This window comes from Shewanella sp. DAU305 (assembly GCF_026802235.1).
GTDB lineage: Bacteria > Pseudomonadota > Gammaproteobacteria > Enterobacterales > Shewanellaceae > Shewanella > Shewanella baltica.
The window spans coordinates 2,003,163-2,024,213 of sequence record NZ_CP113808.1 but is presented as its reverse complement, the minus strand read 5'-3'; the positions used below and the strand labels follow the sequence as shown (position 1 = coordinate 2,024,213).

The window sequence follows — 21,051 nt, the reverse complement described above, 5'->3', positions numbered from 1 at the left end:
ATAAGCAATTCCAGAGGATGCGGAATGACCGACCTGTTCACATCAAACATTGCCATTATCGAACGTCGCTGGCCTATCGTCGCGGCAACAATTAAAAGCCAATCTATCAACCATCTAGATTCGCACCTAGTTCAAGGCCAAAACCAGACCATTAGCGTTAATGGAATTCAATTGAGTAGTCGCCATGATCGCATGGCAGAAGTTAATCTTAATATCAGCCAGTTGCCCCCTAATAGCCATACGATCCATTTATATGGGTTAGGCTTAGGTGATTTACCTCGAGAACTGTTGATTAACTACCCACTAGAAAAACTGAATGTGACCATACTTAACCTTGCGGTCACTCAGTTGGTGCTTAGCTATACAGATCAAACGGATTGGTTATCGAATCCTAAATGCCAATTGCATTTAGCGACACCGGATAGCAAATTAGCGACCCCGTTTCTAAGCTCTTCTGCAGATTTAGTGTTAGCCGATGATGAAGGCGCGGCGTTAAGAAACAAAATATTAATCCACCACCAAACTCGCTTTGCGGCAAGAGCACATCAGGCTCAAGACCCTCAAATTTTGGGCCGATTCAAACAAAATGAAGAATTAGTTCTGACAGATGCCGATGTGTCAGAACTTTATCAGCCTCCTTGCCAACACGTCATCGTTATTGGCACAGGCCCTTCGTTAGAAAATGCCATCACGTTACTCAAAGAAATTTACAATAAAAGTAATCGGCCAATTATCATCGCTCTTGATACGGCTTTAAGGTATCTATTACAGAACAATATTAAACCTGAAATTGTGGTCAGTATTGATGAAGACATTAATGATACTCATCTGATTCCTGAACATTCAAATGGAATCAATTTAGTCTATTTCCCAAGACTTGAAAATCATGTACTTCGAAAATGGCAGGGAAATAGATATGTCGCATATGGCCAGAGTCCTTTATACAACTCTTTAAGATTACTGCAGCACCATAATGCTCTTTACTCTGGCGGAAGCGTTCTTCATACTGCGGTAGATTTAGCGGTGAACATGAAAGCGAGCAATATTTATTTAATAGGTTGCGATTTGTGTTTCCCAAATAATGTATCACATACTGGCTGGTTGGACGGTGAACTCAATATGTATAGCGCAATACAACCACATCATCAATGGGTAATCAACAATCGAGGCAATAAGGTCTCAAGCAGCCTAAGCTTTATTTCTTACATAGAAGCATTAGAAGAATATATTACTTTACATCCAAATGTTAACTTTTACACAACCAGCACAGATGGAGCCAAAATATCCAAGTGCTCTTATTTAAAACTGGAAGATTTGGTATATTCATTATGACTTCTAGCGCGAAAAAATTACTTCAAAATTTGCGTTCAGCCGCGACACACTTTTTAGTGACTGAAGAGTCTCGAGGGTCAGAATTAATGGTAAGAATTGCAGATGACCTTATGAAATTAACGTTATCACCCTCAGAGCAACTCGAGTTAAACTCACTAATAGAACAAGTTGTCTCAGCTCAAAAAAGACATGATTTAATCGGGCTTGCGGATACTTTACAGTATGAAATATACTCTTTAGTCGAAAATGCATTGAAAAACCAGCCCAATAAAAATCACATCTGAATACAGAAAAACATAGACATTGACAGTTGAATCTATGCCAAAAATAAATTAAAAGACGACAAACTGTAATTAATTAGATTGAATATTGCTTTCTAACAAGCCAACTCTGAATAGAATCATTTTAAATTTCAGAATTGGCAAGTCCGATTAGAATCCGTTATCTAACTTAGAGATGAAAGCAAAGTTGTCGCTTGTTTATTATCAGGTTCTACACTTAACACATAATTTAATGCAATTTGTGCAGACTCTATTGCGCCTAATCTTATGAAAACATTAGCCAATGCAATCCAAGCGTGAATATCCTCCCCAAATTGCGATAAATACTCATTATATGTATTTGCCGCAGCTAATGACTCTCCTGTTAAAAACTCCAAATGAGCAAGTTTAGTTAGGTATCTTGGAGATAAATGACATAAGTCTTTTAGAGCTAATTTTGCCTCAACAAATTGTTCACTCTTCATAAACATACCTACAACTTGGTTCAATGCGTACAGACGATGACTCTCAATACTAGTCTGCAAAAAATGCTCTAAAGCATTTTGCTTTTCATCAGTTAAAACAGCTATATAACCAGACAAAAGATGAGCTAGAGAATCCTTTGCTTCACTTTTTTGAGATTGTAAAGACAAACTCAACGCCAATTTTTTTAGCCCATTTAAATCCCGTTTTGCAAAAAACTTCGTTGCTTTATGTTCTATACCATCGATGCTCGCTCGCTTTTCAATATATTTAGCATGCTCAGTTTCAGTAGCATTAATAACGGCTCTATAGTCAGAAATAATTTGTAAAAACTTATCTTTAATATCAATATCTTGAGAGTCCAAATTATGTCTTCGACTCCAGAGGCAAGCCCTGCCCAACTGATTATCTTTAGCCCAAGCCTTAAACATCAAATCAAAGTTAGGCTGATTTTTGAACTCTTCTTTGCGAACTAAAATTCTTTCAATACTCTCATTGATGAGATCTAGCAATTTATTAGCGCTTTTCTTATACGCCAAGTAGTAAAGCTCACCGCTTTTTTCAAGTTTAACTTCATCCCAAGCATCACTAGAGCTAGGATCCATATATTCAACGAAGTAAATAAGTCCATAGCATTTGAGAATCCGAGATACATACGAAAAATTTTTGTCTAATTTTCGTTGAATTTTATTTAACTTAGTAGTGTAGCGAATTTTTTCATGCTCTGGCTGATTGCCATATATTTTTTTATTCGCTAATATACCATCTTCAGCTAGCAAAATTATATGTAGCAAATCTTTTCTTACTTTCGTAAGTTCCCTTAATGCAAGGCTACACTCAGCTTCTCTTTTCTCATCAGTAAGACTACTACAATAATCGATAAGTTTCTTCATAGCATCGATAGGTTTCCCTATCAATTCAACCTCATGAAAGCTTTTGCAAATCACTCCTTTAATTTTTGCCGCATTCATAGAAAAATTTACAAATTCAACTTTATTATCAGGTTGCTCAGACACAACAGTTTCTATTTGTTCCCGAGCGACTGACAAAGGGAAGTCTGTTTCTGCCATTTCATTAGCATTTGTTTCAACCCATATTCCATCTGCAGTGAGTAGAGGCCCTTGTTTAGTTTCGATACTTCCTTTGGCATGAGTGTAACCTTCCTTGGAAAAGCACAAATCAATACCAGCAAATAATATTTTTGAAAAACCAAACGTAATAGCCAGAGTCAATGCCGAATTGCTTACAGTTGGTCCTGCCCCATCAACGTTTTCTAAATTTGCTTTTGTCTCCCAAGGAAAACGCGTGCCTAAATATAGACTATGTCCATGCCATTGTGACAATAATTTTGCAACAACGTGGTACGAATTAACAAAAACAACAGATGGTGGGAATTCAAGCATTTCCTTGCTGACTTCAAAACTGTCATCAAATGGATCCACGGAAACAAATATATCAGGAATAATTGACAACTGTGAGAGACGCTTCGCTATTCTCGATACAGCGATAATGACTAACCGCTGTCTATTTTCAATTACCCAAGGAAGACAATCATCTAACGATGGTCCACCGGCAAGAATAATCGCAGTACATCCTGTAAAAATATCCTTTAAAGGTAAAACAGGTAAGATATTTTCTGACACATTTTGCAATTGACGAACAACAAACTTTTCACTACCTAATGTCACTTTATTGCTATATGTGATTTTTTCCAAACTGACATAAGTAGAAAACTTCAGGGTATGATACTCATCTAAATATTCGTATCTAGCCCCTAATGATTCAAAAAAACGCAATTTATTTTTATATATATATTGCGGCAAATGCAGTTTCTCTACTCCATCTTCCCAATTATCAACACCAAATATAAAAATATTGTCGTCTTTATGAAAATTACAATTCGAAATAATTGAATCTAAAAGATGTGCCAATTCAATAAAGACATAAACAGAATTATTATCCTTACGATTCTTTCTTACATAATCAACTAACAAACCAGAATCAGTACCAACGATTACATTGAATGTATCATCTCCCCACAATTCATCTTGAAAGTGATTATTAAAAACGGTATTTGAGTCAGAACGTTCAAAACAGATTCGATCTACTGAATACAAATATTTTTCACCAAAATCATTCACTGAAAATTTTAAGTCGTCCTCAATAGGGTTCATAAATCATCCTTACAATTCATCACATTAAAAAATTGACTTCTAACTCTCGAATTTCGACATGGAAAATTCATAGCTTTAACTTTAACTCTATGTTCCGCTTATGAACAGTACATTTTCATGTAAAACAAGCCGATTATAGATTTATTTGTAGTGACATAGTTATTTTGGTTAACTAATTGATGCAATATTACTGCCTCAACATAACTAATGATTGTCTGCGTCAACTGCTAGCAAAAAATCAACGGCGGCGCGACTGCCTAGGAGTAGAAATTACTTGGTTACATCAAATAATTATTGGCCAACGAAAAATGGTGTCGCAAGGAAGTGGTGATAAAATTGCACGTGCTTACGGAGACTACCGCGACTTTTGTTCGCGCAGAAGCCATTTACAATGACCCAAAATGGGTAAAAAAGCGATGCAAAAAGGTTTTGAATGCATAGAAATTAATGGCACCAAACTAAGATGATTCAATTAGTTAGGCAATCTTCAGTGCTGAAAATTTTTTCATAAAATTCAGTACCTAATCACGTAGTCTGCAGTTAGATTTTCAGTTTATGTTCACTAAGTCAAACACATACATGCTCAATACCGAGTGGCAATACCTTGAGATTTAAGTTCTAAACTACAATCCTTGGGTGTAAAATCTGTAAAATGAAAAATACTTGATATTCCTAAACCAGATACGTTAGTTTTGGCTACATTAGCAGCATCTGCAGGGCTGCAAATTCCCCCAGCGTAAATCACGGGTATCGAAACACTGTCAGATATTAATGCTGCTAATTCTACACAGCCTCCATTCATACAACCATCTCTCGTTACATTGTTAATCAGTAGCTCACCTGCACCGAGTTTCTCAACTTCCATTATCCATTTCATTAAAGATAGTTCTCGATTAATGCGGCGATTACTATATATAAAAAAACCTTGCTCGTCTTCCACGACATCAATTGAAACCGTTATACATTGCGAACCAAAGACATTTGCGGCTTCTTGAATAAAAATCGGATTTTCTAATGCATAACTGTTAAGAGCAATTTTGTCAGCTCCTTTTGAAAGCAAACCACGAATATCCTTAATAGACTTAATACCACCCCCAACAGTCAGAGGCATAAAGCAATCTCGTGCAATTTCACTAATCGTAAAAATATCTATAGCTCTCCCTTGCTTGGAAGCATCAATATCTAATAAAATTAACTCATCCACGTTTCGAGTATTATATATCTTAGCAACTGTTATTGGGCTACCCAAGTTACGTCTAATATCGAAGTTAATTGTTTTCAAGACAGAAAAACCATCTAATAAAACAATTGGAATAATACGTTTTCTCAACATAACTCTATAAAATTCCGTAAAAATTGAATGCCTACTTGCTGACTTTTTTCTGGGTGAAATTGTGCACCATGTATATTACCTTTGTTAACATAGGCGACGATATTCTCTCCATATTTTGTATAAGCAATACTGACATCTTCACTATCTGATATCCTCATTGCGTAACTATGTACAAAATAAAAGCAACTATTATTATCAATATTTTTAAAAATAGGAATATCTTGTGAGCAAATGTCATTCCACCCCATGTGAGGTACGAGTAGAGTTCCGTCAAAACTATTAATTCGTTCTACTGTCGCATCTATGTATCCAAGCCCTTTTGAGGTTCCCCCCTCGACCCCCAGCTTTGCCAATAATTGCATACCAACACAAATCCCGAGTACTGGCACCCTATTTTTTAATACTTGTTCATTCAATGCTTCAGTAAAACCTGATTCATGCATTTTTTCAGCCGCAGCAGAAAAACTGCCCACTCCAGGTAGAATAATTTTACTGGCACCTTCAAGTTGTTCTGGCAGAGTTATTAACTCAAAGTCAGCCCCAAGATGCTTTATGACCTTAATAACACTACCAATATTACCAACCTCGAGATCTACAATCTTAAGCATTTAATTATCCTGGAAAGTATTTTCTGATTAAATTACCCTTTAAATCTTTACAGAGTTCACCAGTGTCTTCTTTACGTTCGAATATCATTTTATTGGTAAATCTATCTAGGTTTGCTAAAAATTCAGTTTCAGTTATATCTAAATAACTCAAAAAATCTGGAACATATTTCCACGGTATGGTTCCTTCAGAAGACTCTCTTAATGCTTTAATACCTTCTTCTCGGGTCATTCGTCCAGCCCTGATTTCAATACAAATTTGATCAGTTGCTCTACCATATCCATATTTGATGAATTTCATATAATCATGAAGACCACCGATCCATTTACAGTCTAGATTTTCAATATCGTTAAAAGCACCTTCTATTGGGCCATCAGGATTTTTGCTCCAACCTAAACTACAACAAAAATCTGCATTACGTTTAGAATCCCACTTTTCAAAATAGCCTAAAAATAATCCTGTTACACCTACGCGCTTAACATCTTCGTCGCTTGGATATATTAATGTCTGAATATTCTTCAATTCCACACCATCATGGACTACATCTGACAACCTATGCCCGCTCATTTGAAATTGTTCTAACCAATTTCTATCTAAAAAATTATTTTCCTTTTTAGTCGCTGGTCCACCGTATTCAAATTGTGAATTCTCCCCCCAAATCAACAGTGGAATATTATAGTTAACCGCAACTCTAACTGGAGCAGTAAAAATACCTATATGCTCTGGCCAACAACAATCACCTAATTTAAAAAAGCCTATTCTCACTAACTCCCGGTAATGCTTTCTATTGCCAGATATCTGTATAAGATCAAAACCTTGATCTCGTAAGAAATTTAAGTTTTTTATTCCAACCTGAGTTAAATCACAAGGTGTATGAGTTACACATAGTGGGTTCATTCCATATTTATCTCGCATAGTAATTGCTTGATAACAACTATCTTTTCCACCACTAACAGGAATTATACAATCATATTGACTACCATCTTTACTTCTATACTTATCTAATATTGCTTCAAATTCTTCACTACGCTTAACCCAATCAATTGTAGAATGTTTTTCTACTGCGGAATGACATGCATCACAAATACCATCCGTAAATACTTGCTCAGGTCTAGTCACTGGCATAATACATTTTTTACAATATTGCATATACATTCCTTAAAGCCATTTAATAGAGCACTATATTTTTGATACAAATTTGGCTTGAAGCGCTGTGCCTTTTTCTAAAAATTTGGATGCTTTTTTACCTATAACACTTTCTAAAAATTTTGGAGCCATACCAAAGCCTGGTCGAATACTGCGAATATTTTCCATTGTAAATACTTCACCTTCGCCAATATCTTTAACAACATAGAGCGAACGACGGAATTTCACGTTACCTTTTTCAGCTTCGGTTCGTTCGTAATTAACCTTGCCCATCGCTTGCCATGCTGTTTTTGCGTCTTTACACAGTTGAGCTAATTCAGGAGGTTCGATTGAGAAACAGTCATCAGCACCACCACCATTTCGATCAATAGTAACGTGCTTTTCGATCAAACAAGCACCTAAAGCAACTGAAGCCACAGCGGTTGCATTATCAATTGTATGATCAGATAAGCCAGACAGCACGTCAAAACGTTGAGAAATATCAGCAATGGTCTTTAAATTATATTGTTCCGCTGGTGCTGGATAACCACTTACACAATGTAAAATGACTATTTCTTCACAGCCATTATTACGAGCAGTTTTGATTGCCTCTGCAATCTCATCTTCGTTAGCCATCCCTGTCGACATAATCATCGGTTTACCCGTTTGGGCTACACGCTTAATCAGTGGCAAATCAATTAATTCAAATGAAGCAATTTTGTATGCTGGTGCATGTAATTCTTCTAGTAAGTCAACCGCAGAAAAATCAAAAGGCGAACTAAAAATAGTAATACCCAAGGCTTTAGCTTTATCAAAGAGAGGTTTATGCCATTCCCATGGCATATGAGCATCTCGGTACAGTTCATACAAAGTTTGTCCGTCCCAAAGCCCTCCATGAATTTGAAACTCTTCTGAATCACAATCCATGGTGATGGTTTCATGGGTGTAAGTTTGCAATTTAACCGCATCCGCGCCCGCTTTCATTGCTTCTTCTAATATTTGAAATGCACGATTAAGGTCGCCGTTATGATTAGCAGATAACTCGGCGATAATATATGGAGGGTAACTCGGCCCAATCTTACGACCATCTATCGTGATATACGGTTTCATAACAATCCTATTTTATAGGGAAGCGAATAAACTGTTCTGTCGAAACTCGCAGGTAATGCGCTTTGATGAATAATTGTTGAGACGCTTGGTTATTTTCTAAAACTGTTGCATGTAAAGTAACATTTGGATGGATAAAATCCGCCAACAACAAGGCACTACTAGCAACACCTATGCCATATTGTTCAGGGTTCACAAATATCGACACCAGATAATTTTTATCTTTTTGCTTATCTAAACGTAACACACCACAAGGTTGCTTAGATAAGCGGTGCCTAATAATGTAAAAGTAATCCTCTGGACACGTCAGTTTTCTTACCATCCATGATAAATGCTCGTCCCATGTAGGTACCGCTGTATTTAACGCATACTGCCTTGTTTTGGGATGACATTGCCAATCATACACAACCTTAATATCTGCAGATGTAGCCAAAGTTAATTCAAAATCACAGTGTTCTATCGCTTTTGCCTGTTGCTGAAGGCTAAGCACAACTCGTTTAACGCCTTTCCCATCACATAACGCTAAATTCACTTTATGATATGTTTCCCAATCACTTAATAACATTTGAAAAGCATGGATAATTTTTTGACGAATCTCATTCAATTCTAATGTAATAACGGCTCTATGATTGACCAGTTGTGTCGTAATAGTTTTCTGATTTGCAGCCAGAGGAATAATGATGCTAGGTAAGCCTAGACAGGCTCGCTCCCAACTAGTCGAACCCGGTGCTCCAATGGCAATATCATGATCTAGCATCAAAAGCGCCATATTGTCACAAAAGCCAACATGAGTTACCGATCCATGTCTATCACACCACGCTACAACCTCCTGATAATGAGGGGCTCGGGGACTCAATAGCACGGTAAAGATTGCATCCACTTTTCCAACTAATGATTTCAAGACCATTAGCGTCCCATTAGGTGCATCAACTCCGCCCATGGAAACTAAAACTTTAGGGATCGCTTTAGGTGAAGACTTACTTATGGCTAGCGTCCTATAATGACTAAATGATTCAGCCAATAGCGCATAGTCAGTTCCAGCTAAGATGGTTGTATTGTTAAAATACTCTTCCGCTTTTCGCCCTAGGGTTTGATCGATGATACAGTCCGCATCATGCAGCCTAACCAAATCATCTATGGCAACAATTTTACATTGTAATGCGGCTTTGATTTTTTGTTGCCACTCCCGCCCAATAGCATAATGATCTGTTACTACGATTTCAGCTTGTTGGATTTTACTAATAAAATCTGATGCATCTTCATCGACACTTCGTTGAAGCCAACCGAGATAATCGGCATCATCTACTGGCGTTACAGGTGACAAAACGGGGGTCATCTTTGTCACGCTATGCCCCCTTTGCTCTATATAAGCAATCATATCTCCATGTTGAGGCAAGCAGGCAAAACTTACATCTGCAGCGACATTTTTTAATGCATCAGCTAAAACAAGGCAACGCATTACATGGCCACTGCCAATCCAAATAGACGCATCAACGCGAAAAATCACTTTCATAAAAATTCTCAATGATGAATCTTATCTCGGTTAAAGTAAGGAAAACAGCGCTTCTGCAAAGTCCCAATCTTCTTGAGTATCAATATCTTGAACTCTACATCTAGGCAGTAAAACAATTCTAGAATGAGGAGAAAATATAGACTTGCACTCTAAAAATGCGGTTTTGCGCCCCCAGTAGAATTGCCCTGCATCATGATAGGCTGTCTCTAGGTCTTGCGAACGCACTAACTCTTGTCTAGGGTCAAACATTGAGACCGCACCTTCTCCAGAAACCTTAAACGCACGTTGGATAGGAAATGAAAAGGTCGCCGCACTAAAAACAAATTCAACGTCGTCTTGATTTTGTAACTTTTGGTAACCGTCGAGCAGATCATCGGAGGTAACGAAAGGGGCTGTGGCATATAGACAACATACAACCTCCGTGTCCCAACCTTGCATGTCACACCATTCAATAGCATGTTGCATAACATCCATCGTGGTGGCGTTATCGTCAGCAATGTTAGCTGGCCGCAAAAAAGGGACGTTTGCCCCATATTGCATGGCAACGTCGGCTATTTCTTGATCATCTGTAGAGACGATCACTTTATCAAAACATCCAGCAGCCAATGCAGTCTCAATTGAGTATGCAATCATGGGTTTACCATGGAAAATTTTGATATTCTTCCGCGGTATGCGTTTACTACCACCACGGGCTGGAATAATGGCAACTTTCATACATTATCCTTTCAATACGAAGGTTAATACGCGAACCACTTCATCTTGTTGAACTTCGGTCATAGAATGAAACATTGGCAATGAAATTGCCTCTTGGTAATAAGCTTCAGCTTCAGGGAAATCACCTACTTTAAAGCCCATTTGTTTGTAAAAAGGCTGAGTATGTACTGGGATATAATGCAAATTGACACCTATTCCATTACCGCGCAGTGCTTCAAATACTTCTCGATGTGTCTTTGAAATCGCGTCTAATTGCAAACGAATGACATACAAATGCAAGCCTGAATAGGTACCATCTAATTGATAAGGTAATGTTACAGGTAAGTGTTTCAGTAAATGATTGTAACGATCAGCAAGATGGTGACGAGCAACAACAAAACTATCTAAGCGTTGTATCTGTGACACACCAAGCGCTGCTTGTAACTCAGTCATCCGATAATTAAAACCAAGAGCAATTTGCTCGTAATACCAACCACCATGAGATTCATTCTGCATAAACTCAGCATCTCGAGTGATACCGTGACTGCGATAGAGAGCCATCTTATTAGCCAACTCCTTGCTATTGGTCATCACTGCGCCACCTTCGGCTGTCGTTATAATTTTTACAGGGTGGAAGCTAAATACCGTGATATCTGAGTACTTACAGTTACCAATGGGTTCACCATGATAACAACCGCCGATAGCATGAGATGCATCTTCAATAATTTTAAATCCATATATTTTCGATAGCATATGGATTTTTTGCATATCACACGATTGTCCGCATAAGTGAACAGGCACAACGATCTTAGGTAGGGCATTATCAGCCTTGGCTTGAAGAAGCTTCGCTTCTAAAGCATAGACACTCATGTTGTAAGTATGGGGATCAATATCGATAAAATCGACCTTGGCACCACAATATAAAGCGCAATTTGCTGATGCTACAAATGTGATAGGAGATGTCCACAGCGTGTCACCTTGTCCCAAACCAAGAGCTAAACAAGCAATATGTAAAGCCGACGTAGCGCTATTCACCGCAAAGGAAAATTCTGCGCCAGTATATGCCTTTAATGCTGCTTCAAAAGCAGGTACCTGTGGGCCTTGAGTCAAGAAATTAGATTGTAAAACCTCAACAACCGCGTCTATGTCCTGTTGAATAATTTCTTGTTTGCCATAAGGAATCATTATTTTCCTCTATTCCTAAACAGTAAAATTAGGATCTACGTGTTCAACGATAAGCTTACGTAACCCTTCAATCGTTTCCCACTCAGTATTAGTATAGGAATTATATTTAAATCCAAACGGTACTTTTACCGCCTTATGATGTTTAATATACTCATCCTCAGTGTAAGCATATGAAACTGATGGTAAAATGGCATAATAACGACCTAAATCGATAGTGTGTAATGAGTCTGTATCGGTGATCATTTCTTCGTGCAGTTTTTCACCTGGACGAATTCCTACCACTTGAATTTCACACTCAGGCGCGATTGCATGTGCAATATCTAGAATTTTGTAGGATGGGATTTTAGGTATAAAAATTTCGCCACCAAGATGATATTGGAGTGCATACATAACCATATTGACACCATCTTGCAGCGAAATATTAAAGCGGGTCATTTCTTCGTGTGTGATGGGCAGAATACCTTCTTTTTTCTTACTAATAAAGAATGGGATCACTGAGCCGCGAGATCCCATGACGTTTCCATAACGAACAACACTAAATCGAATGTCTTTAGAGCCTCTTATATTATTTGCAGCAGCAAATAACTTATCTGACGCTAGTTTAGTCGCACCGTATAGATTAATTGGTGCACATGCTTTATCAGTGGATAACGCAACTACATCCCGAACCCCGCAATGAAGTGCTGCTTGGATTACATTTTCAGCCCCATCTATATTCGTACGAATACATTCAGTTGGGTTGTATTCTGCAGTATCGACTTGCTTTATAGCTGCCGCGTGGATAATTACATCGACGCCTTCACATGCTTGTATCATACGATTTCTATCACGCACATCACCAATAAAGAAGCGTAGCTGTGGGAAATCATTCAGAGGATACTTCTGACGAATCTCAAATTGCTTTAGTTCGTCACGGGAATAAATAATTATTTTCTTAACATCTTGATAGCGCTCAAGGATAGTTTGAATAAATTGCTTACCAAATGAACCTGTACCGCCGGTGATCAAAACAGTTTTATGATTTAGCATCTTATTTTCCTAATTCCATGTACTAGGGTCCGTTGATCTTTCGAGATTGATTTTAGACAGCATAGCAAGAAAGTTATAATTTACTTCGCTAAAAGTAGCCATAATCTCGAGCTATACCAAGACTTATGCTAACCGATGCTTGCAGGAAAAAGCTATTTCATTTAATGAAAAGCATGGGCCGTGTTTATGGCCATCATGAACATAGACAAATACTTGAAACATATATGTTCACTTCAGGGTTAGCAAGGCCAATGTCCTTCGTTGTTCAAACTAATTGTGCTAATCGATAATTCACCTTTCACCTCATGTCAGATTTTGTGCATCTTGTAGTGGTCAACTAAATCATGGCACATTAGCGATGCTAAAACCGAGGTGACCATCTCAGTATTCTTAACCAACCCAGAAGCTCCGTTATTTAGCAAAATTTCCATAATCTTAATGGGATCCGTATAATCTGTGTCATTCGTGTTTCATGGGGTTAACACTATTTAGCGCCCTACTGAGGAGAATCTGCTTGATCAATACCTATATCCCCCTAAATGAATTTCGCCGTAAGTGGATTTTCAACCACCAAGATTTACCTGTGACCGATGAAGATAAACTCTCCATTAAACCTCTGACAGAGAAATCATCGATGGAAATCTGGAATCAATGGATCAGCAACAAGAGTAATCGTGCGGAGCAATTTACTAAGGGAGACTGGGCGGCGAAGGCTGATGCTTGGGTGGAAACAGATCATTGGCAGAGTGCTTGGGATAGTGAAGAGAGCAGTTTACCCACCATGTTAGCTGAATTTATACAATGGCCAGATGAGACAACTGTCTATTTTTGCTATGAAAAATATCAGATTATTGAAACTCGTTGGGATGTGTTCGTCCGTAATTGGAAGTGTTTTCTCTTCTTCGACGACGGCCCAATTTTGATCTCACCAAAACAGAAACAAGCTGTGATGTTCGAACAGAGTGGTCAGTACAAGCTAGGCACTCGCGGATAATTTTCACGCAGAAAGTGTAACGTTGATGATTTGCCGCCGATAGTTTTACACCAATACTTTTACGTCAATTGTTTAACGCGATGATTCATCTTGTTGGCATGCTCATACTTAATGATGAGTATGTCATATTTAACTATTTTCGAATGATGCTTTGGCACAATTAGCCTATCTCTCCCCTCTTCTTTAGATTAACATCCATTTTCGGTGTCGAGTATTTGAAAAGTTGGGGGTCAACTTTCTGCTGTAAATACTCATAAAATCTGCTTTAAACCCAATAATTAAAATAGAAAAATGAGGTGTATTATGAAGTTACTCTCCACTCTTACCCTAGCAAGCGCGCTGTTATTACCCCACACATTAATGGCCAAAGAAGTATCAGGTGTGCAAGTCGCCGATACTGTGACGTTAAATAGCCAAGCATTACAGCTCAATGGCGCGGGCGTTCGCAGTAAGTTCTTTATGGATTTATATGTTGGCAGTCTGTATTTGCCAGCAGCCTTGAGTAGCACTGCAGCGGTTATCGATGCTCCGATTGCGGCAATCCGCCTTAATATTACCTCTGGCATGATCACCTCAGAAAAAATGCGCGATGCGATCACTGAAGGTTTTGAGCACGCGACCGCAGATAATACCGCCGATATTCAACCGCAAATCGATGCCTTTATGGCGCTGTTTAACGAAGAAATTAAAGAAGGTGACCAATTTACCTTAGTCGCCAATAAAGCCCGCGGCGTGACGGCCTATAAAAATGGTCAGGAACAAGCCACCATCGAAGGTGAAATGTTCCGTCAAGCACTGTTAAAAATTTGGCTAGGTGATAAACCTGCCCAGAAAAGCCTCAAAGAGGCCATGCTGGGCAAATAACTGACATTAACGTTAGAATTTGAATTCGATATCCAAGGCGGCAGCGCCTTGGCTATCCATTTCAAGTGCGGCTTGGTCGGTCACTTCTAACTCACCATCAAAGTAATAACCGGCGTAAAGATTCACTGTTAATGCTGGGGTTGCTTGCCAACCTCCACGTAAATAACTCACCCATTCGTTCGTTTCTACCACAGTGTCATCATCTTCGATAAGGAATCGCTCAGTACGACGCGAACTACCAAAGCCGACATTCCAATCGGAATTAAATCGATAACTCAGCTCTAATCCAGCGGGACCGCTAAAACCGGCTTGGAAAGGATTGGCGAGTGCCCAATGTTCATCTATCTGCCAGCGCATGGCGAGATAAGGCACAGTGCGAACTTCATCGATATCATTGAGATACGCGACGCCAAAGCCAATCATATTCCCCGAATCAAATGCATACATGGCAGACGCCACAATACCGTAACTCTGGGCTTCGCTGGCCGATGCTGTGTCGGCGTAGGCATATTGGATCTGCGGCGCTAAAAAGAAGGCCCAATGTTTATCCATGCGATAATTTAACGACACTCCGGCACGATAGCGATTGATATGATCCCAATTCTGCCCGTCGGTACCAAAAAGCGGGGCGACATTGTTAGCGCCAGTGAGGGTGATATTGCGCCAATCATAATCCAGCCTGTCGTAACCCACACGAAAGCCCAAAGACCATTGTTGATTTAACGGAACATTCATCCCTGCACTCAGTAATAAACTGTCCCTTTGTAGCTCGGTATTGCCATTGGCAACCTCGGCACTCTGGGTGCTGATCTGCGCGACACTTAATCTAAAAGGCTTGTATTCCTGCGAAGGTTTATCCGCTGCAATAGCAGCACAGCTCATTAACGGCAACAGTAATACAGCGCTTTTCAGCAGGCGCAGTTTTGCGCTCGATGGTGAGAGTTCTCGATTAGCCACGTCAGCTCCTTGCATTTAAATTGATTAGCAGATTTTTGCGCATAATACGCGCTATCAAGCTAAAAGGTTCATGCTTTCAATATTCAGATACAAAATGATACTTTTATATTGTGCAAGTTTTATTAAACCCGATGCGCCTTCAGGAACATGTCTGCACAACCCAAAATATACTCATTTCTATCGTCAACGAGTTCATCGGCCGCCAAGCCCAATTCTAATTTGAGTTTTAGCTCACCAAACAACATTAAACATAAACGCACCGCACTATGGTGCGCATTACCGAAGTGATATTGCCCTAGGGCTTCTACTGTCACTAAATAATCCGCCAATAACCCCACTATATGTTTCGGGCCCGCGTCGAAGAACAACTGCGACACTTCAGGATGACTTTCGGATTGTGCCACACAGGCTTTAAATACCGTAATAGCTTCAGGGCTGACGATCATCTCCCCAAACTGCAGGGCAAACTGAGTTAATGCCGATTCAGGCTTAGTGGGATCACTTAACAAATCATCATTAAGATTATGGCCAACACACTTAGATTCGATTGCCGCAACAAATAATTCATCTTTGCTGCCGTAATGGGAATAGACGGTTTGTTTCGACACGCCCGCAAGCTTGGCAACCTCATCCATACTGGTATGGGGAAACCCTTGACGGCAAAATAAATCAATAGCAGCTACAAGCACTTGCTGACGTTTTTGTTCGCTACGGCTCAGAGGTAACTGCGTCTCAGAGGAATGCGTCATATCGACTCTCGAATAGATAGACATAATAAATTGGCATTAGTTAAGCACAAAATAGACTAGACAGTCTAGTTCCGCGCAACTAGACTAGCAAGTCTAGTTACATAGCATTAACGTTTAACTTACAGCGGAAGCACTTAAAATGGATCGAACTGCCCGACGTTCTTGGCGCACTATCAGCGTCTGCGTGTTTGCTTTAGTCACATTATCCGCCTGTCAAAAGGAAGTCACTGAACACGCCACGACAGCCGTACTGCCCACAGTCACAAGCCAAGCGTTGCTCCTGACCCCAAGCTATCAGCACGAGCAGACCTTCACGGGGACTATCCGTGCGGGTAACACAACTGGCGTCGGCTTTGAACTTGCAGGAAAGTTAAACGAACTACAGGCCGATTCCGGTATCAAAGTGAAGCAAGGTCAAATACTGGCAATCCTCGATACCCGACTACTCGAAGCCGAGCGTCAAGAGATCCAAGCGAGTCTGGCGCAAACCCAAGCCGATGTTGATCTGGCCACCAGCACTCTAAAACGTAATCAAGAATTGAAAAAATCTGGCTATGTCTCTGAGCAGCTATTAGATGAAAACCGCTCACAATTAAATAGCTTAGCAGCGGCGAAAAACCGCCTACTTGCCTCACAGCATGCCAATCAACTTAAGCTCGATAAATCCATCTTAGTGGCGCCCTTTGAGGGCTCCATCAGCCAAAGACTGCATAACTTAGGCGAAGTGATTGCTGCGGGTAGCCCCATTTTCACCTTAGTGGGCAATATCAATCCTGAAGCCTACATTGGCGTACCTGTCGCGTTAGCGGAGCAGTTTCACGCCGGACAGCAAGTACAAGTCAGCGTGCAAGACCAAACCTTTACCGCCGAAATTGCCGGTATCAGCGCCGAAGTGAATCCCGTCAGTCGCACCCTACAACTTAGGATCAGCCTGCCCCAAGATGCCCGTGTGATTAACGGTGAAATTGCGTATCTGCATCAACAGCAGCAAATTGAGCAAGCTGGGTATTGGGTGCCAATTTCAGCGCTGACAGATGGCATTCGCGGATTATGGAATCTGTATGTCATCGCAAACTATGAACAGCAATCCATCATAGAGCGCCGAGATGTTGAAATCCTCTACACCACCCAAAACATGGCCTACATTCAAGGCGCGATTCAGCCCAATGAAATCTATGTCAGCCAAGGACTCCATAAGCTGGTCGTAGGCCAAGCTGTGTCTCCTATTGCCGCAGCCACGAGGTAGTTATGATTAAAGCCTTTGTTGAAAATGGCCGCTTAGTCAGCCTCGTTATTGCACTATTACTGGTCGCGGGCTTTGGCGCTATCTCGAGTCTGCCGCGCACTGAAGATCCACACATAACTAACCGTTTCGCCTCTGTGATCACCCCTTATCCCGGAGCTTCTGCTGAACGGGTCGAAGCATTAGTCACTGAAGTGCTCGAAAATCAGCTCAGACGCTTAGAAGAAATCAAGCTGATCCAATCGACCTCTCGGCCGGGGATTTCAGTCATACAGTTAGAATTAAAAGACACAGTCATGGAGACAGATCCCGTGTGGTCTCGGGCGCGGGATTTATTAGCCGATGCGAAAATCAATCTGCCCGAGGGCATACCATCCCCGACACTCGATGATCAAATTGGTTATGCCTACACCGCCATTTTAAGCTTAGTGTGGAATAGCAATACGCCCGTTCGAGTCGATATGCTCAACCGCTACGCGAAGGAATTACAGAGCAGGCTCAGGCTGTTGTCGGGCACGGATTTTGTCAAACTCTACGGCGCACCGACCGAAGAAATGCTAGTGCAGCTTGACGGCAACAAGATGAGCCAGTTACAACTCACTCCCGCTTCCATCGCCCATATTCTCAGCGGCGCCGACAGTAAAATTGCTGCGGGTGAAATCAACAATCGTGAGTTTCGCGCCTTAGTCGAAGTCTCGGGCGAACTCGACTCCTTAACCCGCATTCGCCAAGTGCCACTCAAAATTGATAACCAAGGCCAAATCATTCGCCTTGGGGATATAGCCACTGTCACGCGCCAAGCCAAAACGCCCGCGGACAGCATAGCCTTAGTCGATGGTGAACAAGGCGTTTTTGTCGCCGCGCGCATGCTTAACAATAGCCGTGTCGATCTCTGGCAAGCACAAGTGAATAGCGTCGTCGATGAACTTAACCGCGAAGTGCCCGCCAATATCCAGATCCAATGGCTATTCGAGCAAAACAGTTACACCAGCGATCGCCTTGGCGGACTCGTGGTTAACCTGCTGCAAGGATTTGTGATCATCTTGCTGGTATTGCTACTCACCTTAGGACTAAGAAACGCCATCATAGTGGCGATTTCATTGCCCCTCACGGCACTATTTACCTTGGCCTGCATGAAATATATCGGCCTGCCCATACATCAAATGTCGGTGACTGGACTCGTCGTCGCCCTTGGGATCATGGTGGATAATGCGATTGTGATTGTTGATGCCATCTCACAACGGCGTCAACAAGGGATGAGCCGCCTAGCCGCAGTGAGTGAAACCATACACCATCTTTGGCTGCCCTTAGCAGGTTCAACGATTACCACGATTTTAGCTTTTGCGCCCATAGTACTGATGCCCGGTGCCGCTGGGGAGTTTGTCGGTGGCATTGCTATGTCAGTGATGTTTGCGCTGCTGGGCTCTTACCTGATTTCCCACACGATAATTGCAGGACTCGCGGGACGATTTAGCCATGAAGGCAAACATGATGCCTGGTATCAACACGGGATCAACCTCCCACTGGTGAGCCAATATTTTCAAACCAGCCTCAGAATCGCCCTTAAACGCCCTATTCTCAGTGCGCTGCTTATCGGCATTACGCCAGTATTAGGTTTTTACGCCTCAGGCAAGATGACAGAGCAATTCTTTCCGCCATCGGACAGGGACATGTTCCAAATTGAAGTCTATCTTGCGCCCCATGTGAGTTTAGAAAACACTTTGAACCAAGTGCAGCTGATGGATAAAAAGCTCCATGCAGTCAATGGGATTACCCAAGTCGATTGGGTGGTGGGCGGCAATACGCCCTCATTTTATTACAATCTGACGCAACGCCAACAGGGCGCGACTAACTATGCGCAGGCCATGGTGAAAGTGACCGACTTTGAACGTGCCAATGAGCTGATCCCCGAATTACAACAGCAGTTCGACAGTGCTTTCCCCGAAGCACAAGTGCTAGTACGCAAACTCGAGCAAGGTCCGCCCTTTAATGCGCCGGTAGAGTTGATGATCTTCGGTCCGAATCTCGATACGTTGCGATCGCTGGGCGACGAAGTTCGCAATATCCTCGCGCAAACGCCGGACGTACTCCATACCCGAGCCACTTTAAGTGCCGGTGCGCCTAAGCTGTGGCTGCAAGTGAATGAAGATGCCAGCCTGATGAGTGGTTTAAGTCTGACGGATATTGCCAAGCAGATCCAAATGTCGACCACGGGCGTTATCGGTGGCAGCGTGCTTGAGCAAACGGAGTCATTACCCGTTCGAGTGCGACTCGGTGATGGCAGTCGCGAACAAGTCACCCGCCTTTCAGAAATTCAATTAGTGACCCCTTCGGGTGAGTCGGTCGCGCTCTCTGCCCTCGCCCACAACGAAGTGCAAGTGAGTCGCGGCGCCATTCCAAGACGTAATGGCCAAAGGGTGAATACCATAGAAGCCTATATTGTCAGTGGTGTGTTACCCGCCCAAGTACTGAACGATGTCAAAGATAAAGTGGCACAACTCGCGCTGCCATCGGGATATCGCATTGAAATCGGCGGTGAAAGCGCGAAACGTAACGAAGCGGTCGGCAATTTGCTGTCCAATGTGATGTTAGTCGTCACCTTGCTATTGGCCACTGTGGTGTTGTCGTTCAACTCCTTTAGGCTCACGGCCATCATTTTGTTGAGCGCGATACAATCAGCCGGGCTTGGCCTATTAGCCGTGTTTGTGTTCGGCTATCCCTTTGGATTCCCTGTCATCATAGGTTTACTAGGCTTGATGGGACTGGCCATTAACGCTGCCATAGTGATCTTGGCTGAACTTGAGGATATGCCAAGTGCCAGACTCGGCGATATGGAAACCATAGTCTCAACCGTCAGCAGTTGTGGCCGCCATATCAGCTCAACAACCATCACCACAGTGGGCGGGTTTATCCCACTTATCATTGCTGGCGGCGGATTTTGGCCTCCCTTTGCCATTGCTATCGCGGGCGGCACGCTGCTGACGACTTTGCTCTCTCTGGTTTGGGTACCGACTATGTATTTACTGTTGATGAAAACCCGTAAGGCGAACAATCAGTCCGCCATTCCAGCTTAAATCGCATCGTGGACTAGGTATTGATACAGTTTATCTTTGAGGTTTAACCGCTCTAATTTTAACGCTAAAAAGTGCTCATCGGCGGTGGGCACTTTAGTTAACTCCAGTGCCCTAATTTTATTGTCGAGCTCATGGTAACGACTGGCCATAGTCGCAAAGGCGCTATTATTGACTTTTAGATGCTTAATTTGATCGACAAAATCAGGAAACTCATAAACTAACGCATGATTCTCACCTAGCATATACACTTCCCCTATAATGGTTCTGACACTATGAACTCCATTCACCTTAAGCAGCTTAGTCCATGCCATCACAATACGGCCAGTTAGC

At 41.5% G+C, this 21,051-nt stretch carries 18 protein-coding genes and 1 pseudogene; 7 read left to right on the top strand and 12 right to left on the bottom strand.

Annotation, left to right across the window (positions count from 1 at the left end; translation table 11 throughout):
• The first annotated feature begins 24 nt into the window (after positions 1-24).
• Positions 25-1,332, top strand: a complete 1,308-nt coding sequence (locus OX890_RS08570) for a motility associated factor glycosyltransferase family protein (protein ID WP_259582464.1) — start codon at positions 25-27, stop codon at positions 1,330-1,332.
• Positions 1,329-1,616: a hypothetical protein gene (locus OX890_RS08565; protein WP_259582465.1), complete on the top strand. Its 288-nt coding sequence runs from the start codon at positions 1,329-1,331 to the stop codon at positions 1,614-1,616. Before OX890_RS08570 ends, OX890_RS08565 begins: the two co-directional genes overlap by 4 nt.
• Positions 1,617-1,777: 161 nt before the next feature.
• Here OX890_RS08565 and OX890_RS08560 read toward each other — a convergent pair whose 3' ends face one another.
• From OX890_RS08560 to pseB, 9 genes are all read right to left on the bottom strand, one after another.
• Entirely contained in the window at positions 1,778-4,249 is a 2,472-nt protein-coding gene (locus OX890_RS08560) for a 6-hydroxymethylpterin diphosphokinase MptE-like protein (protein WP_259582466.1), read from the bottom strand.
• 583 nt (positions 4,250-4,832) lie between these two features.
• Entirely contained in the window at positions 4,833-5,582 is a 750-nt protein-coding gene (gene hisF / locus OX890_RS08555) for an imidazole glycerol phosphate synthase subunit HisF (protein ID WP_259582468.1), read from the bottom strand.
• Positions 5,576-6,190, bottom strand: coding sequence for an imidazole glycerol phosphate synthase subunit HisH (gene hisH, locus OX890_RS08550; RefSeq protein WP_259582470.1), 615 nt, complete (start codon positions 6,188-6,190; stop codon positions 5,576-5,578). The genes hisF and hisH overlap by 7 nt, the downstream gene beginning before the upstream one ends.
• A 4-nt stretch (positions 6,191-6,194) precedes the next feature.
• A complete protein-coding gene (locus tag OX890_RS08545) occupies positions 6,195-7,337 on the bottom strand; it encodes an N-acetyl sugar amidotransferase (protein WP_259582471.1) in 1,143 nt (380 codons plus the stop codon).
• A 30-nt stretch (positions 7,338-7,367) separates the two neighbouring features.
• The gene (gene pseI / locus OX890_RS08540; RefSeq protein WP_259582472.1) at positions 7,368-8,423 is read right to left on the bottom strand and encodes a pseudaminic acid synthase; all 1,056 of its coding nucleotides are present in this window, start codon (positions 8,421-8,423) and stop codon (positions 7,368-7,370) included.
• A 7-nt stretch (positions 8,424-8,430) separates the two neighbouring features.
• Positions 8,431-9,933 carry a UDP-2,4-diacetamido-2,4,6-trideoxy-beta-L-altropyranose hydrolase gene (pseG, locus tag OX890_RS08535; RefSeq protein ID WP_268650430.1) on the bottom strand — a complete coding sequence of 501 codons (1,503 nt, stop codon included), beginning with the start codon at positions 9,931-9,933 and terminating at the stop codon, positions 8,431-8,433.
• A gap of 30 nt (positions 9,934-9,963) precedes the next feature.
• On the bottom strand, positions 9,964-10,647 hold the full coding sequence (gene pseF, locus OX890_RS08530; RefSeq protein ID WP_259582475.1) for a pseudaminic acid cytidylyltransferase: 684 nt from the start codon (positions 10,645-10,647) through the stop codon (positions 9,964-9,966).
• Between the two features lie 3 nt (positions 10,648-10,650).
• Positions 10,651-11,811 (bottom strand): UDP-4-amino-4,6-dideoxy-N-acetyl-beta-L-altrosamine transaminase, encoded by a 1,161-nt coding sequence (pseC, locus tag OX890_RS08525; protein WP_268650429.1) that lies wholly within the window; start codon positions 11,809-11,811, stop codon positions 10,651-10,653.
• Between the two features lie 15 nt (positions 11,812-11,826).
• On the bottom strand, positions 11,827-12,840 hold the full coding sequence (pseB, locus tag OX890_RS08520) for a UDP-N-acetylglucosamine 4,6-dehydratase (inverting) (protein ID WP_259582477.1): 1,014 nt from the start codon (positions 12,838-12,840) through the stop codon (positions 11,827-11,829).
• A 113-nt stretch (positions 12,841-12,953) separates the two neighbouring features.
• On the opposite strand from pseB, the pseudogene OX890_RS08515 reads away from it, so the two are divergent.
• The 3 genes and pseudogenes from OX890_RS08515 to OX890_RS08505 all read left to right on the top strand — a co-directional run.
• Positions 12,954-13,070 (top strand): annotated as a pseudogene (locus tag OX890_RS08515) (IS5/IS1182 family transposase); the annotation flags it as partial.
• Positions 13,071-13,354: 284 nt separating this feature from the next.
• Positions 13,355-13,834 carry a DUF2947 domain-containing protein gene (locus tag OX890_RS08510; RefSeq protein WP_268650428.1) on the top strand — a complete coding sequence of 160 codons (480 nt, stop codon included), beginning with the start codon at positions 13,355-13,357 and terminating at the stop codon, positions 13,832-13,834.
• 303 nt (positions 13,835-14,137) lie between these two features.
• Positions 14,138-14,698 carry a chalcone isomerase family protein gene (locus OX890_RS08505; protein WP_268650427.1) on the top strand — a complete coding sequence of 187 codons (561 nt, stop codon included), beginning with the start codon at positions 14,138-14,140 and terminating at the stop codon, positions 14,696-14,698.
• A 12-nt stretch (positions 14,699-14,710) separates the two neighbouring features.
• On the opposite strand, the gene OX890_RS08500 is transcribed toward OX890_RS08505, so the two are convergent.
• Both OX890_RS08500 and OX890_RS08495 read right to left on the bottom strand, forming a co-directional pair.
• Complete coding sequence (locus tag OX890_RS08500; protein ID WP_259565017.1) at positions 14,711-15,655, bottom strand: autotransporter outer membrane beta-barrel domain-containing protein; 945 nt, start codon at positions 15,653-15,655, stop codon at positions 14,711-14,713.
• A gap of 122 nt (positions 15,656-15,777) precedes the next feature.
• Positions 15,778-16,404, bottom strand: coding sequence for a TetR/AcrR family transcriptional regulator (locus OX890_RS08495; protein ID WP_071938258.1), 627 nt, complete (start codon positions 16,402-16,404; stop codon positions 15,778-15,780).
• A 139-nt stretch (positions 16,405-16,543) separates the two neighbouring features.
• On the opposite strand from OX890_RS08495, the gene OX890_RS08490 reads away from it, so the two are divergent.
• The gene (locus OX890_RS08490; RefSeq protein WP_268650426.1) at positions 16,544-17,650 is read left to right on the top strand and encodes an efflux RND transporter periplasmic adaptor subunit; all 1,107 of its coding nucleotides are present in this window, start codon (positions 16,544-16,546) and stop codon (positions 17,648-17,650) included.
• Positions 17,651-17,652: 2 nt separating this feature from the next.
• Positions 17,653-20,721 carry an efflux RND transporter permease subunit gene (locus OX890_RS08485; RefSeq protein ID WP_268650425.1) on the top strand — a complete coding sequence of 1,023 codons (3,069 nt, stop codon included), beginning with the start codon at positions 17,653-17,655 and terminating at the stop codon, positions 20,719-20,721.
• Here OX890_RS08485 and OX890_RS08480 read toward each other — a convergent pair.
• A complete protein-coding gene (locus OX890_RS08480) occupies positions 20,718-20,963 on the bottom strand; it encodes a YdcH family protein (protein WP_006082467.1) in 246 nt (81 codons plus the stop codon). The two genes, OX890_RS08485 and OX890_RS08480, sit on opposite strands and share 4 nt — an antisense overlap.
• Between the last annotated feature and the right edge of the window lie 88 nt (positions 20,964-21,051).

What these genes read in the sequence shown, in the direction of transcription:
- OX890_RS08485 (WP_268650425.1), top strand. Translation starts at nt 17,653, where the DNA reads ATGATTAAAGCCTTTGTTGAAAATGGCCGCTTAGTCAGCCTCGTTATT.
- OX890_RS08570 (WP_259582464.1), top strand. Translation starts at nt 25, where the DNA reads ATGACCGACCTGTTCACATCAAACATTGCCATTATCGAACGTCGCTGG.
- OX890_RS08545 (WP_259582471.1), bottom strand. Translation starts at nt 7,337, where the DNA reads ATGCAATATTGTAAAAAATGTATTATGCCAGTGACTAGACCTGAGCAA.
- OX890_RS08560 (WP_259582466.1), bottom strand. Translation starts at nt 4,249, where the DNA reads ATGAACCCTATTGAGGACGACTTAAAATTTTCAGTGAATGATTTTGGT.
- OX890_RS08480 (WP_006082467.1), bottom strand. Translation starts at nt 20,963, where the DNA reads ATGCTAGGTGAGAATCATGCGTTAGTTTATGAGTTTCCTGATTTTGTC.
- hisF (WP_259582468.1), bottom strand. Translation starts at nt 5,582, where the DNA reads ATGTTGAGAAAACGTATTATTCCAATTGTTTTATTAGATGGTTTTTCT.
- OX890_RS08495 (WP_071938258.1), bottom strand. Translation starts at nt 16,404, where the DNA reads ATGACGCATTCCTCTGAGACGCAGTTACCTCTGAGCCGTAGCGAACAA.
- pseF (WP_259582475.1), bottom strand. Translation starts at nt 10,647, where the DNA reads ATGAAAGTTGCCATTATTCCAGCCCGTGGTGGTAGTAAACGCATACCG.
- pseG (WP_268650430.1), bottom strand. Translation starts at nt 9,933, where the DNA reads ATGAAAGTGATTTTTCGCGTTGATGCGTCTATTTGGATTGGCAGTGGC.
- OX890_RS08505 (WP_268650427.1), top strand. Translation starts at nt 14,138, where the DNA reads ATGAAGTTACTCTCCACTCTTACCCTAGCAAGCGCGCTGTTATTACCC.
- OX890_RS08565 (WP_259582465.1), top strand. Translation starts at nt 1,329, where the DNA reads ATGACTTCTAGCGCGAAAAAATTACTTCAAAATTTGCGTTCAGCCGCG.
- hisH (WP_259582470.1), bottom strand. Translation starts at nt 6,190, where the DNA reads ATGCTTAAGATTGTAGATCTCGAGGTTGGTAATATTGGTAGTGTTATT.
- pseI (WP_259582472.1), bottom strand. Translation starts at nt 8,423, where the DNA reads ATGAAACCGTATATCACGATAGATGGTCGTAAGATTGGGCCGAGTTAC.
- pseB (WP_259582477.1), bottom strand. Translation starts at nt 12,840, where the DNA reads ATGCTAAATCATAAAACTGTTTTGATCACCGGCGGTACAGGTTCATTT.
- OX890_RS08490 (WP_268650426.1), top strand. Translation starts at nt 16,544, where the DNA reads ATGGATCGAACTGCCCGACGTTCTTGGCGCACTATCAGCGTCTGCGTG.
- pseC (WP_268650429.1), bottom strand. Translation starts at nt 11,811, where the DNA reads ATGATTCCTTATGGCAAACAAGAAATTATTCAACAGGACATAGACGCG.